Genomic DNA, 13,183 nt, shown 5'->3' on the forward strand with positions numbered 1-13,183 from the left:
ATTGATGCAGGGCTGTGGCAAAATCGGTCTATCCCTCTTAGTCAGGGATGCCCAGGAAGACTTTCAAGATTTGAACCTTGCCTCCGGAGTAATTCATGGCGAAGAAGCGTAAGACGCAGAACCAACAGCCGCAGGACGATAGCAAAGTATTCATGCAGCGACTGCAGAAGAATCTTGAATTCTTCAAGAAGCGCCGACCGGAAATCTACAAGCTGCTTGCGAGCATGGAACTTCAGCGCGTTGAGTTGGTGGTTACACCAGGCAGGAACGATGTCGACATGGTCGCTAACGGCCAGTCTTGTTATCGGGGCGTGGCCAAAGAGTATTCGCTGGATGAAGCAGAGCATGTTCTGGAGGAAAATCCTGAGAGTAAGAGAATTCGAACCTTCTCGCCTCCCGGGGACGCGGCTTACCGAAAAGAAAATTTCGCTGACAGAATATTACGGCGCATTATAGAAGCTAGCCCGGTAACCCCAAATAATTTTAATGGTTATATCCGCGGCAATATTTTTCCATCGATGGTTTTTCTTGGTTGTGGCCTCGGTTACCACATCGACGTACTTACGAAGAAAGCTCCTATCATTAACGGTATTATTATTGAGCGGGAACCGGAGAAATTTGCTGTAAGCCTCTACACAGTCGACTGGGAGAAAATCTGCTCGCGCTTCGCGCGTAAGGGCTTCTCTCTGACATTTGCTATTGGTAAGGCTGATCAGCCTGAGGAAATTCGGCGGCTGGTAAGTCAGTACATGACCAAAGACGTACCTTTTTATCCGTTCTTCTCTACATACTATAATCATCTTGCAGATGTTGAATTGGCCAAAGCCGTAATGGAGAACGCCAACGATCTCGCCGTGATCAGCGCAAACTGGTCTAATTACGATAACGAAATCATGAGGCTCTCCAATACTGCCCATAACATTCGGCAGGGGGGGCAATTTTTGCCACGGCCTGAATCCAAAACTCAAAATAAGCCATTGGTTGTAGTGGGTAGTGGGCCGTCTCTGGATAAACGTGTTGAAAGCCTCAAGAAGGTTCGTGATAAAGTTGTAGTTGTGAGTGCAGGGACAGCATTAAGACCTTTGTTGGCTCACGGGGTTAAGCCCGATTATCATGCCGAGCTGGATCCTGCTTACCTTATATACCAACTTTTGTCTGATATTGGAGAAGACAGGATTAGGGATATACCGCTTTTGGCGGTTAATGAAATCAATCCATTCGTGCCCACCTTATTCGATAAGATTTTCTACTACTTTAAGATGGACAACGCACATCCCTCATTATTGGGTGTGTCACAGCGTTCGTTCTCCAACTGTAACCCCACGGTCACGAACGCAGCGCTGTCAATTGGTCACTCGTTGGGCTTCAGTACTATTTACCTATTTGGTACGGATTATGGTTTTGAAGATGCGAATAAAGACCATTCCAGCAAATCTGTGTATGGGGATGCTACAGATTCCGCCATTGCGGAGGAGATTCAAAGGCGTGTTCAGACTACGATGAAGAAGCGCCGAGTTTTCAAAACCCCGTCTGTTGATGGTGGCACTGTGCTGACACGTGATGACTATTATTCGGCGAAGCGCTCCGTGGAAGATTTGATTTACAGGCTGAAATCTTCCGAAACGCCTCCTCAGGTTTTCAATTGCGCGGATGGGGCCGTCATTGATGGTGCTCAATGGTTGGCAGAGCCTGATTTTTTAGAGCAGATTAAAACAACTGGTCAGGGCGCTTCCTTTAATGCCGCTGATACCTTCCAGGGTCTAGCGGAACCGATTAACGCAGACTCTTTCGATGAAGCCCTCGAAGATCTCCACAAAGAGCTTAAGAGAGTCTGCGCCCAACACACGAGATCTGTGAAATCTGCTCGGCTTGGGGGGCGGAGAGATCTTTGCACGCTAGTCAACGATATCCGGGAGCAGCTTAATGTAGTTCGTCCACTCCCCGGCAAGGGTAAGGTTACTGGCTCCCAACTGATGACCCACCAGTTACTGAAAGGCTCTCTCCAACATTTTCTTTATGTGGGTGTTTGTCATGGTATGGCTTGTGAAAATGATGCTGAACTTCAGGAATTCATGAAGCGTTGGGAGGATGGTTTTTTGAAGTTTCTGGCAAGCGTGCCGGGCCACTTTGCGAAGGTAATGCTGGAGAAGCGATTGTTGCATACGGATCCCTGGGCAAAACGCTTCATCGGTGATCGGGATCCGGAGTTTGTGCCAGACGATGAAGCTGTTTCTGAAGACTGATCCGGACTGAAACATTTATTTACATAATCCGAGGAAAAAAGTCTAAAGAACCCCCTCGGTGTGCCGTTAAGTCAAGTAACAGGGCGCGGCACCTCAACTGGAAAGCGGGGGTCTGGCCTTCACCAAGCAAAACTTAAACGGTTTTATAGGAGAAGCACTATGGCTCTCGGTATCAATACCAACGTTGCCTCACTCTCGGCTCAAAATCAGCTGAATAAATCCCAAGGTATGAATGATCAAGCCTTAGAAAGGTTGTCTTCAGGCCTTCGCATTAACTCAGCAAAGGACGATGCCGCTGGTCTGGCGATTTCAACACGCTTTCAGTCCCAGATCAGTGGTCTGAATGTGGCGACTCGAAACGCTAATGACGGGATTTCTTTGGCGCAGACTGCTGAGGGGGCCCTGGATGAGATTACCAATAACCTTCAGCGTATTCGTGAGCTTTCGGTTCAGGCAGCGAATGCGACCAATAGCAGTTCCGATCGTGAGGCTCTGAATGATGAGGTTCAGCAGCGCATCTCTGAGATTGACCGTATATCGTCTCAAACTGCGTTTAATGGGCTTAAAGTACTGGATGGAACTTTCGGCCAGGCATCTTTTCAAGTTGGTGCTAATGCGGGTGAGACCATTGGTGTAAATCTCACGCAGAGCACACGTCAGGATTCTATCGGTGAGGTCTTCCAGAGTACTGCAGCTCAAAACTTTGAGGTGGGTGATGTCTCTGGGGCTGCTGCGGGTGGTGCGATCACCGTAGCTCTCGGTTCGGATTTCACCGGAAATGCCATAGCGATTGAGATCGGTGATATTGACGCCGGTTTGGCAGAGGAAGGGATTGATAGCCCGACATCGGGACAAAGAGCTCAGTTTGTAGCTGATGAGATAAACAGAGCAGGGATTGGTGGGCTGTACGCAGATGTTGTAGATGATGGTGGCACCTCAAAAATCCAGCTCACTGCGACCGATGAATTGCGATTTGATACCTTTACCGCTGCGGCAGGAGCGACAGCGCAATCACTTGACACTGGCGCTAACGTCGCTGCTGAGACTGGTAGTCTAGAGGACTTGTCGGTGAGCACTGTCGCTGACGCCAACAACGCGATTATTCGAATTGATACGGCGTTGGGCAGCGTCAACGAGCTTCGGGGTCAACTTGGTGCCGTCCAGAATCGCTTCGAATCAACCATCGCTAACTTGAGTACGTCGGTTGAAAATCTGAGCGCCTCTAACAGTCGAATACTGGACGCTGACTTCGCGGCAGAAACTGCCAACCTGGCCAAGTCCCAGGTGCTGCAGCAGGCCGGTATTTCGGTCCTGGCTCAGGCGAACGCCCGTCCGCAGCAGGTTCTGTCCCTCCTGCAGTAAGGGATTAGCGGTAACGGCCGGAACCTTCAGGTTCCGGCTTAACGCCGTTGAAGGATAGCGAGGTAAAGCTATGAATGACGTTAACCTGAACAGCCCGGATCTGAAGCTGGTGCGCTCTGGCGCCCAGGCTCCGGCCAAGGCACTGTCGTCATCTCAGGCCGAAGGCAGGAATGCCTCCGACCTTGCTGGTTCGTTTGCCGCGGTCAGTCAGGTGCAGAGTCCCCAGGCAGCTTCAGACGTGTCCAAAGCTGAAAAGCTGCAGGCGCGGAGTGAAGCCCAGCGGGAACAACTGGATGATGCGGTTAGCCAGCTGAACGATTTTGTTCAGAATGTGCAGCGGGATTTGCAGTTTGAAGTGGATAATGAACTAGGCCAGACGATAGTAAAGGTAGTTGATCAGTCGACCAAAGAAGTTATTCGCCAGATTCCGGATGAGCTAGCATTGAGGTTGGCAGAAAAATTGCAGCAGGATGAACCGCTGACGTTGTTTAACATCAAGGTGTAAGCGCTTGCCGCTTTTGCGCTGATGTAGATGACAGTATCTCAGCACCGCCGCACCCCAAAGGGTCCGGCGGTGTTCTGCGTTCTGGGCTTCTACCCGGCTCTGCTCGTGCCAGTGGTAAGGGGTGTTTAGGTTACGCGATGTTACAAATCGGTTTAAGAAAGGGGCAAAGTTTTGCCGCCTGTTGCCGATAACTTGATCAGTAAGCAGATTCGCTCCCCCTGAGGAGGCAAGGTTATGGCAATATCATCGTTGGGTGTTGGTTCGGGCGTTCTGACGTCGGATCTGGTCGATCAGCTGGTGGCTGCGGAACGGCGGCCCACGGAAGTTCGGCTGGATCAGAAAACAGAGCGCACCGAGGCCCTGATTTCCGCCTATGGCAAGCTGCGCAGTGCGGTTACCGAGCTGCGCTTACCCATGCGGCAGTTGGGCTCGGCAGAGGCGATGAAGTCATTCTCGGCCACCTCATCTGGTGGCAACGTGGATGTGTCTGTGGATGCCAGCAAGGCTTCGCGGGGGTCTTACAGTGTTGAGGTGGTTGCCCTTGCCGAGTCGCAGGCGTTGGCCAGTACAGAGACCTTTGCAGACCGTGATGCCACCAGCGTCGGCCGGGGCACGATGACTCTTCAGGTGGGTGACAAGACCACCGAAATCACCATTGATTCCAGCAACGACACTCTGCAGGGCATGGCTAACGCCATCAATGAGTCCGGTGCCGGGGTGTCGGCCGGCGTGATTGATACCGGCAGTGGCTACAGGCTCACGCTTTCGGCGGATGAGACCGGAACTGCCAACGCTGTTAAAATCAGCGTGACGGAAGAGGTGGGTGCTGAGGGTCTGGCGAATTTTATGTTCGATCCGACCGACCCGACAGCCAACCCTGCCATGCAGCAAACCATTGCCGCTGCCGATGCGGAAATGAAGATCAACGGCGTTTCGGTGACCCGATCCACTAATACCGTTGAAAATGTGGTGGACGGTCTGACCTTCAACCTGACGGAGGTAGGCAAATCCACGGTCAAGGTTGAGCAGGATACCGCTGCGGTTGCCGAGCGCGTGCAGGCCTTTGTTGACAAGTTCAACGAATTGCAGACGACGATTAGTGAGCTGTCCTCCTATGATACAGAGACCAATCAGGGCAGTATCCTGACGGGCGACTCGACGGTCCGTAATATTCAGAGCCAGCTGCGCCAGGTGCTGACCGATGTGATTCCCGGGCTTCAAAACGCGAACGTTCGTAGTATGGCGGATGTGGGTATCGGGACGGACTGGCGTACCGGTGAGCTTCAGTTTGATAGCCAGAAGTTTCAGCAGCAGCTTCGTGACAATCCGAACGACGTAACCGCCTTGTTTGCCGAGCAGGGCAGGACCAGTGATTCACAGGTAGAGTTTGTTCGGAGCGGTTCGGCCACAGAGCCCGGCAACTACGGTATCAATGTTAGCCAGATGGCCACTCGAGGAAGTCTGAGCTACGCGCCGGCTGATATCGGCCCGATTCTGGTTGATCAGAGCAACACCTTTACTTTCCAGGTGGACAATGAGACTCAGGTGAGCGTGTCTCTGAATGTTGCTGCTGATGATACGCCATTTACCGGCGAGGAATTTGCGGCTGCCATTCAGAGTGCCCTGAGCAGCAGTTCCGAATTGAACGCTGCGGACCGGTCTGTTCAGGTAAGTTGGGACGCCACCAGTGGCTTGAGTTTTACCTCGAACCGTTTTGGCAGTGAGTCCAACGTGAGCCTGACGAGTACCCTGGGTGTCGATGGCATTGCAGCGAAAAATGGCAGTACGGGCCTGGATGTACAGGGTACGATTAATGGCCAGACTGCCGAAGGTGACGGGCAGGTGCTTTACCTCCCCAACAGCGCAGGCGGCGATGCGGCCGGGTTGCAGGTGCGAATTACTGGCGGCGAGGTTGGTAACCGGGGCTCGGTGACCTTTATTGAGGGTGTAAGTGAGCGCGCAGTGAGCGCGATCACCAACATTTTGGGCGCTGAAGGCGCACTCAGTTCCCGAACGGAGTCGCTGAACCGGGACCTGGAGAGGATTCAGGAAGATCGGGTCAGGCTGGATCAACGCATTCAGTCTTACCAGGAGCGTCTGGTAAGCCAGTTTAGCGCTGCGGATTCCCTAATCGCGCAGCTTAACAGTACTCGGGATTATGTGAGCCAGCAGCTGGCTGCACTAGCCCCACGCAGTAGTAACGAATAATCAGGCCATACTCCCATATGGCTCGCCAATACAGGGCAGAAACCGGTAACACGGTGAAACGAGGTTAAGTATGAACGGCTTGCAGGCATATCAACGCGTTAACACCCAGACCAGCATCACCGATGCAGACCCGCATAAGCTCATCCAGCTTCTGTACAACGGTGCTATTGAGCGCATTAACATGGCCAAGTCTCGTATCCAGGCAAAAGATTACTCAGGCAAGGCCCAGCTTATCAATAAGGCCATAGAGATTATTGGGGGGCTGCGTTCCTTCCTGGATTTCGAACAGGGTGGCGATCTGGCTGCCCGTCTTGAAGCGCTTTATGACTACATGGAGCGGGCGCTTCTGGAAGCCAGTGCCAAGAACGATTTGGCCAAGCTTGATGAGGTTCTAACTCTTCTGCGCTCCGTTAAAGAAGGTTGGGACGGCATTCGTGAAGCGGCTGTTGGTCAGCAGCAGGCTGTTTGAGCTGGTCTGTTCGCTTAGCCGAAGTAGGGGTCAGATGAGCGCTTTCGCCTGACCCCTTGGCAACACGCGGGCTGCGTTATACCCCGGCCCAATAGCCATTCCCCCCGCTCTCCCGTACAATACCGCCCTTATTTTCAACACATCCATTCTGTTCAGTCTGGAGCAAGGGCATGTCTGATATTAAAAAGGTGGTGCTGGCATATTCCGGTGGCCTGGATACTTCCGTCATCGTTCGGTGGTTGCAGGATACCTATAACTGTGAGGTGGTGACGTTCACCGCCGACATTGGCCAGGGCGAGGAAGTTGAGCCGGCGCGGGCGAAAGCCGAGGCGTTGGGCGTTAAGGAAATCTACATCGAGGACCTGCGCGAGGAGTTTGTGCGCGATTACGTGTTCCCGATGTTCCGCGCGAACACCATCTACGAGGGTGAGTACCTGCTGGGTACGTCCATTGCCCGTCCTCTGATCGCCAAGCGTTTGATCGATATCGCCAATGAAACCGGCGCCGATGCCATTTCCCATGGCGCTACCGGCAAGGGTAACGACCAGGTGCGTTTCGAGCTCGGCGCCTACGCGTTGAAGCCGGGTGTGAAGGTGATTGCCCCCTGGCGCGAGTGGGATCTGAACTCTCGTGAGAAGCTGCTGCAGTACTGCGAAGAGCGCGACATTCCGGTGGAAATGAAGAAGGGTAAAAGCCCGTACTCCATGGACGCCAACCTGCTGCACATCTCCTACGAAGGCATCAACCTGGAAGATCCCTGGGCGGAAGCCGAGGAAGAGATGTGGCGCTGGAGTGTGTCTCCGGAAGCTGCGCCTAATGAGCCAACCTACGTTGAGCTGACCTACAAGAAGGGCGACATCGTTGCCATTGACGGTCAGGACATGAAGCCTCACGTGGTTCTGGAAACCCTGAACAAGCTGGCCGGTGCTAACGGTATTGGCCGTCTGGATATCGTTGAGAACCGCTATGTGGGCATGAAGTCCCGCGGCTGTTACGAGACCCCGGGCGGTACCATCATGCTGCGTGCCCACCGTGCCATTGAGTCCATCACTCTGGATCGCGAAGTGGCGCACCTGAAAGACAGCATCATGCCGCGTTACGCCGAGGTGATCTATAACGGTTACTGGTGGTCCCCGGAGCGTGAGGCACTGCAGGCGCTGATCGATCAGACCCAGCACTATGTAAACGGCACGGTTCGTCTGAAGCTCTATAAGGGCAATGTGGATGTGGTTGGCCGTAAGTCTGAGGATTCTCTGTTCGACGAGAAGATTGCCACCTTTGAGGAAGATCAGGGTGCGTACGATCAGAAGGATGCGGAAGGCTTTATCAAGCTGAATGCGCTGCGTCTGCGGATTGCTGCCGGGAAAGGCCGCAAGCTGTAAGACTGAGGCTTCGTGCCGGACCAAGGCCGGTGCAAGCTTCCAGAAAACGCCCGTAAATACGTCCATGTAGGGCTCGGTCGCGCCATCCCTGGCGCTCCACGTTTCTGGAAGCTTGCACCGGCCTCGGTCGTTCAGGCTTTTGGATTTGCCTCGAATTGCCGAAACTCTCCGGGTGTTTTCCCGGTAACCGCTTTGAACTTCCGGTGAAACGACGTGGTTTCACTGTACCCCAGCCTCAGTGCGATATCCGGAATGGCCAACTCGCTGTTGCGAAGGTAATCCTCGGCCATTTTCTGCCGCACTTCATCCAACAGTTTCTGGTAAGACACGCCTTCTTGGCCGAGTTTTCTCTGCAGGGTCCGGCTGGTCATGCCGAGGTCTTCGGCCACCATGTCTTGCCGGGTGATACCTTGCATCAGCTGTTGCTGGATGCTGTGGCGGACTCTTGAGGTAAGGTCGCTGTCGGTATCCAGGGAGGCCAGTTGGCTAAGGGCGTGAGCTTCCAGGGTTTTGCGGAGCAGGGGGTCGGGTTGTCTCAGTCGGGTCTCCAGCAGGCTTTTCTTGAGCGAAAGGCTGTCTTCATCGGCCGAGAAGGTGACCGGGCAGTGCCAGCGCTCTTGGTAGGCTTTCTCGAGCTCTGGGCCAGGCGATTGACGACGGAGTTTTACTGAGCTTGGTGACGCCTCCTGGTTGTCTGCAAGCCAGCGGGCGTAGTTCACCCAGGAGGCAAACACGTTATCCACCAGTTGCGGCCGAACGATGGGATCGGTGTAGTTGCAGTTCCAGGTCAGTTTGATGTCTTCGCCTTTCATGGCGAGGCTGGTGGTGCCCATGTCTCCGACGAGTTTTTCGAACGGCGCAATGCGTGCCACGGCTTCGCCCAGGGTGGCGCAGCTCATGGTGATGTAGCCAAGTACGCTGTAGGAGCCGGGCTGAACAAAGTCGCCGGTTTCCAGCCCCAGAATCGGGTTGCCGGTTTGTCCGCACAATAAATGGATAAAGTGCTGGAACTGCTCCCCGTTGATGCGGCCGTCGTCGGTGTCGAGGATGTTCTGGTCCAGTTCGGCCTGGTCGAAAAGTCGATTGATGTCCGCGCCGGTGGATTCGGCAGCACGAACGTATTGGCGCAGGGCGGCGACGGAGGCGGTTCCGAGGGTTTTCATGGTTACAGCACTGTTTTTGGAGTCGTTATCGTTGGAGTATAACGGAACTGGTGCGGAAACGTCTGGAGCGGAAAATAAAAAGGCCAGCTAAAAAGCTGGCCCAAAAAACAAGGAAAGAACGAAAGTGCCTGAAAAATTCGTTAATCCGGTGGATCCGATTCCCCATATGGCGGCGGAGGTACTACTCGGCTCCTCCACCATGGGGGATACTGCTTAAATCCACAATTGCAGAATAAGTCTTCCGTGCCTTCCTGTCTGTTTGTGAAGTGTGTATCAGTGTTACGGAGTGTGTCGCTGAAATGGAGCTTGGTTGTCGGATTAGGCAAAGCCGTAATCCGACACACTGGTTATGCCGTTGCACTGACTTCTGGCGCAGTCTCGGTAAACCGTCGGGTATCGTACGCATCCACCAGCCCCTGCACCGCGGCCCGCTCCATATCCTGGATAGAGGGCGTGCCGTTCTGGGCGTCGGCTTTGCAAAGCACCATGCCGGCTTCCACGGAAATGTAGCCGGCCGTGGTCTTCAGGGCCTTGTGGTTGATGCCGTCGAACACGCGCCGGAAGGCGGTGGTGGTGCAGTGGTCGCTTGTCGGGAAGTAGGCAATGATGGCGAACTGGTTGTCGCCGACTCGGCACAGGGCATCAATGGGGCGAATCAGGGTGCTCAGACGGCGGGCAATGCCAATCGCCAGCTCACTCATCACCGTTGGCGGGTGTTTGCGCTTGAGCTCCTGCCAGTTGCGAATGCCGCACAGTACGTAAGCGGAGCAGCCGCCTCGGGATTCGGCGTGGCGCAGCATCTTGGTCAGCCGTTCGCGGCCGTACTTCGTGTTGCAGAGGCCGGTTTCCAGATCAATGATGTTGGTGGATTCCAGTTCCCGGTTGTTCTCGATCAGCAGGGAGTTGGCGCGGAGCAGGGTGTTCTGGCGGTCTGCCATTCGGTCTGCCGCAAAGATGCGGGGGATCAGTTGCTTGGTCATGTCGGACTTGTAGATGAAGTCGTCCACGCCCCGGTCGAAAGCTTCTGAAAGAGCCTCGACGCTTTCCCGTGCCGTGAGCAGGATCACGTAGGTGTAGTGATTGTTCTGCTCGTCCTGTTGTCGCACTTGATCCGTCAGCTCAAGGCCATCCATCTCGGGCATCAGCCAGTCAGCAATCAGCACGCTCACCGGGCGCTGCTCGATCAGTTGCAGGGCTTCCGGTGCGTTATTCACGATGCGTACGTCGCGATATCCGGCATTTCGCAGCGTGCGGCCAACCACCATACTGCTGAATTTCGCGTCGTCTACTACGAGGATGGGAAGGTCCAGATTTGGCATTGTTATCTACTTTTAGCAGTCCGTTGTCAGGTGCGGGAGTTGTCGGGGGTTGGTATCATCCCCTGCAAATTGAGGAAGTATACCTTCTTACCCTGTTGGAGAATAACGACCATGCCTTCTTTTGACATTGTTTCAGAAATCGATATGCACGAAATCACCAACGCGGTCGACCAGGCCAAGCGGGAGCTGGGCAATCGCTGGGATTTCAAGAACGTGGAAGCTGACATTGAGCTGGACGACAAGGGCATCACCATCAGTGCCGAGCAGGAGTTCCAGCTGGAGCAGTTGCTGGATATGCTGCGTATGGCCTTTGCCAAGCGTAATATCGATTCACGCGCCCTGTCGGAAGACGGCGACAGTAAGTCCGGCAAGCTGGTTAAACAGCACCTGCTGCTGAAGCAGGGCATTGAAACCGATATGGCCAAGAAGATTGTGAAGATGATTAAGGACCAGAAGATGAAGGTCCAGGCCAGTATCCAGGGCGACAAGGTGAGAGTGACCGGCAAGAAGCGGGATGATCTCCAGGAAGCCATCGCCATGCTCAGGGAAGCTGAGCTGGATATCCCGCTGCAGTTCAATAATTTCCGCGACTGATCCGGAGGTTTCACTATCTTAACCGGCACCCGCCTGACCCTGATCCGGGACACGCTCCACACCTACACCCGTTGGCAGGTGATTGCCCTGTTGTTCCTGGGCTTTTCGGCGGGTTTGCCGTTCCTGTTGGTGTTTTCCACCCTCAACGCCCGTCTGGCGGATGTGGGGGTGGAAACGGCCACCATCGGGTTCTTCAGCTGGCTTGGCATTACTTATTCCATCAAGGTGTTCTGGGCACCAGTGGTGGACCGCCTGAAACTGCCGCTGCTCGACCGGCTGCTGGGCAAACGACGAAGCTGGATTATCTTTGCGCAGGCGGGTATCGCCACGGGGCTCTACCTGATGGCTCATGTGGATGCCACGGCGGCACCTGAAATGATGGCTCTTTGCGGCCTGCTGGTGGCCTTTTCCTCCGCCACCCAGGATGTGGCCATTGATGCCTACCGCATCGAGATTGCCGAGGAGCGGCTGCAGGCGGCGCTGGCTGCAACGTATATCTTTGGTTACCGTCTGGCGCTTCTGGTGGCCGGCGCCGGCGCCCTTTACCTAGCGGAGTTCTGGTCCTGGCAGGTGTCCTATGAGGTGATGGCCGCCCTGGTGGGGGTTGGAGCGCTCACGGTGCTCATCGTGCGTGAGCCCACCGTGAACCACTTCGCCGCCGCGCAGGACATTGCCCACAAGATCGAGCAGGAGGCGGCCAAGCGCACCCATCTGAATCCCCGCCTGGCGAGACTGGTTGGCTGGTTTTACGCCGCCGTCGCCGGCCCGTTCCTCGATTTCTTTCGCCGGTACAAGGAGCTGGCTCTGGTTATCCTGCTTATGGTTGCTGTTTACCGGATCTCCGACATCGCCATGGGCGTTATGGCCAATCCCTTCTACCTGGATTTCATGGGCTTCAGCAAAACCCAGGTAGCAGACGTGACCAAGATCTTCGGCTTCTTCATGACCATTGCCGGCTCGCTGGTTGGCGGGGTTATGGTGGTTCGCTACGGCGTTCGCCGGATTCTTCTGCTGGGGGCGATCATGACGGCCGCCACCAATCTTCTGTTCGTCGTTCTGGCCCAGTACCCACCCAACATCGTTACCCTGGCTGCGGTAGTCAGTGCCGATAACCTCAGCGGCGGCATTGCCAACGTGGCCCTGATCGCCTGGCTCTCCAGCATGACCAGTGCCTCGTTCACGGCAACGCAGTACGCCCTGTTCAGTTCTCTCATGACCCTGCCAGGCAAGTTTCTGGGGGGGTTCTCCGGCATCGTTGTGGCGGGCTTCGGTTATGCGGAATTCTTCCTGGTGGCCGGCATAATGGGCGTGCCTGCCATTTTGTTGGCCATGTTCATGATTCGGCACGGTCGCCGGCTGGATGCACTGGCACCGCGGAATGAGTCAAAGCCGGATACCGCCTCGGAACCGTAGGGCGGATTAGCGAAGCGTAATCCGACAAAAGCTGTTGGATTACGCCTACGGCTAATCCAACCTACGATTGCGAGGAGTTGAACTCAGGGCCGTAGGTCGGATTAGCAACGCGTAATCCGACAAGAAACGAGACGCCTAAATCATGTCCGAACCAACAAAGGACCAAAAAATCTGGCAAGTCGTTGCCGCCATCCCGCTCGGCCAGGTGGCCAGCTATGGCCAGATAGCCGCCATGGCCGGCCTCGGCCGCCAGGCGCGATACATAGGCCGGGCCCTGGGCAAGCTGCCAGCCGGCCACAGCATTCCCTGGTTCCGGGTTATCCGCAGCAACGGCCAGATCGCGTTCCCGGAAGGCTCGGATGCCTACGAAACTCAGGTTGGCAGATTGAAGAGTGAGGGCGTGGAGGTCACCAACGGCCGCGTCCCCATGCGCCGCTTTCAATGGCAACCGTAGGTCGGATTAGGCAAAGCAACCATATATCGGATTGATAGTAGGTCGGATTAGGCGAAGCCGTAATCCGACAC

Annotated in this window: 11 protein-coding genes; 9 read left to right on the forward strand and 2 right to left on the reverse strand. The window is 54.9% G+C overall.

Annotated features, from left to right (window positions below; all coding sequences use genetic code 11):
• Window positions 1-95 precede the first annotated feature (95 nt).
• The 6 genes from FMN52_RS16120 to FMN52_RS16145 all read left to right on the forward strand — a co-directional run bounded on the left by FMN52_RS16120 (window position 96) and on the right by FMN52_RS16145 (window position 8,169).
• The gene (locus tag FMN52_RS16120; RefSeq protein WP_148609581.1) at window positions 96-2,243 is read left to right on the forward strand and encodes a 6-hydroxymethylpterin diphosphokinase MptE-like protein; all 2,148 of its coding nucleotides are present in this window, start codon (window positions 96-98) and stop codon (window positions 2,241-2,243) included.
• 159 nt (window positions 2,244-2,402) lie between these two features.
• Window positions 2,403-3,605 (forward strand): flagellin, encoded by a 1,203-nt coding sequence (locus FMN52_RS16125; RefSeq protein ID WP_148609582.1) that lies wholly within the window; start codon window positions 2,403-2,405, stop codon window positions 3,603-3,605.
• A 70-nt stretch (window positions 3,606-3,675) separates the two neighbouring features.
• Window positions 3,676-4,110 carry a flagellar protein FlaG gene (locus FMN52_RS16130; RefSeq protein ID WP_148609583.1) on the forward strand — a complete coding sequence of 145 codons (435 nt, stop codon included), beginning with the start codon at window positions 3,676-3,678 and terminating at the stop codon, window positions 4,108-4,110.
• A 234-nt stretch (window positions 4,111-4,344) separates the two neighbouring features.
• Window positions 4,345-6,318 carry a flagellar filament capping protein FliD gene (fliD, locus tag FMN52_RS16135; protein ID WP_148609584.1) on the forward strand — a complete coding sequence of 658 codons (1,974 nt, stop codon included), beginning with the start codon at window positions 4,345-4,347 and terminating at the stop codon, window positions 6,316-6,318.
• Between the two features lie 70 nt (window positions 6,319-6,388).
• Window positions 6,389-6,787 (forward strand): flagellar export chaperone FliS, encoded by a 399-nt coding sequence (gene fliS / locus FMN52_RS16140; RefSeq protein WP_148609585.1) that lies wholly within the window; start codon window positions 6,389-6,391, stop codon window positions 6,785-6,787.
• Window positions 6,788-6,957: 170 nt separating this feature from the next.
• Entirely contained in the window at window positions 6,958-8,169 is a 1,212-nt protein-coding gene (locus FMN52_RS16145; protein WP_148609586.1) for an argininosuccinate synthase, read from the forward strand.
• 131 nt (window positions 8,170-8,300) lie between these two features.
• On the opposite strand, the gene FMN52_RS16150 is transcribed toward FMN52_RS16145, so the two are convergent.
• Together FMN52_RS16150 and FMN52_RS16155 are read right to left on the reverse strand one after the other, a co-directional pair.
• The gene (locus FMN52_RS16150) at window positions 8,301-9,332 is read right to left on the reverse strand and encodes an AraC family transcriptional regulator (RefSeq protein WP_148609587.1); all 1,032 of its coding nucleotides are present in this window, start codon (window positions 9,330-9,332) and stop codon (window positions 8,301-8,303) included.
• A 347-nt stretch (window positions 9,333-9,679) separates the two neighbouring features.
• On the reverse strand, window positions 9,680-10,651 hold the full coding sequence (locus FMN52_RS16155; protein ID WP_148609588.1) for a response regulator: 972 nt from the start codon (window positions 10,649-10,651) through the stop codon (window positions 9,680-9,682).
• A gap of 111 nt (window positions 10,652-10,762) precedes the next feature.
• Here FMN52_RS16155 and FMN52_RS16160 point away from each other — a divergent pair, with 111 nt between their 5' ends.
• The 3 genes from FMN52_RS16160 (at window position 10,763) to FMN52_RS16170 (ending at window position 13,112) form a co-directional block, all read left to right on the forward strand.
• Window positions 10,763-11,245: a YajQ family cyclic di-GMP-binding protein gene (locus FMN52_RS16160; protein ID WP_148609589.1), complete on the forward strand. Its 483-nt coding sequence runs from the start codon at window positions 10,763-10,765 to the stop codon at window positions 11,243-11,245.
• A 78-nt stretch (window positions 11,246-11,323) separates the two neighbouring features.
• Window positions 11,324-12,658, forward strand: coding sequence for an MFS transporter (locus tag FMN52_RS16165; protein ID WP_205424936.1), 1,335 nt, complete (start codon window positions 11,324-11,326; stop codon window positions 12,656-12,658).
• Window positions 12,659-12,800: 142 nt separating this feature from the next.
• Entirely contained in the window at window positions 12,801-13,112 is a 312-nt protein-coding gene (locus FMN52_RS16170) for an MGMT family protein (RefSeq protein WP_148609590.1), read from the forward strand.
• Window positions 13,113-13,183 lie beyond the last annotated feature (71 nt).

The sequence above is a fragment of the Marinobacter sp. BW6 genome (assembly GCF_008107725.1).
Taxonomy (GTDB): Bacteria; Pseudomonadota; Gammaproteobacteria; order Pseudomonadales; family Oleiphilaceae; genus Marinobacter.

Bases quoted from the DNA above. Each gene is read 5' to 3' on its own strand.
- FMN52_RS16155 (WP_148609588.1), bottom strand. From the start codon at position 10,651: ATGCCAAATCTGGACCTTCCCATCCTCGTAGTAGACGACGCGAAATTC.
- FMN52_RS16170 (WP_148609590.1), top strand. From the start codon at position 12,801: ATGTCCGAACCAACAAAGGACCAAAAAATCTGGCAAGTCGTTGCCGCC.
- FMN52_RS16125 (WP_148609582.1), top strand. From the start codon at position 2,403: ATGGCTCTCGGTATCAATACCAACGTTGCCTCACTCTCGGCTCAAAAT.
- FMN52_RS16160 (WP_148609589.1), top strand. From the start codon at position 10,763: ATGCCTTCTTTTGACATTGTTTCAGAAATCGATATGCACGAAATCACC.
- FMN52_RS16145 (WP_148609586.1), top strand. From the start codon at position 6,958: ATGTCTGATATTAAAAAGGTGGTGCTGGCATATTCCGGTGGCCTGGAT.
- FMN52_RS16130 (WP_148609583.1), top strand. From the start codon at position 3,676: ATGAATGACGTTAACCTGAACAGCCCGGATCTGAAGCTGGTGCGCTCT.
- fliS (WP_148609585.1), top strand. From the start codon at position 6,389: ATGAACGGCTTGCAGGCATATCAACGCGTTAACACCCAGACCAGCATC.
- FMN52_RS16150 (WP_148609587.1), bottom strand. From the start codon at position 9,332: ATGAAAACCCTCGGAACCGCCTCCGTCGCCGCCCTGCGCCAATACGTT.
- fliD (WP_148609584.1), top strand. From the start codon at position 4,345: ATGGCAATATCATCGTTGGGTGTTGGTTCGGGCGTTCTGACGTCGGAT.
- FMN52_RS16120 (WP_148609581.1), top strand. From the start codon at position 96: ATGGCGAAGAAGCGTAAGACGCAGAACCAACAGCCGCAGGACGATAGC.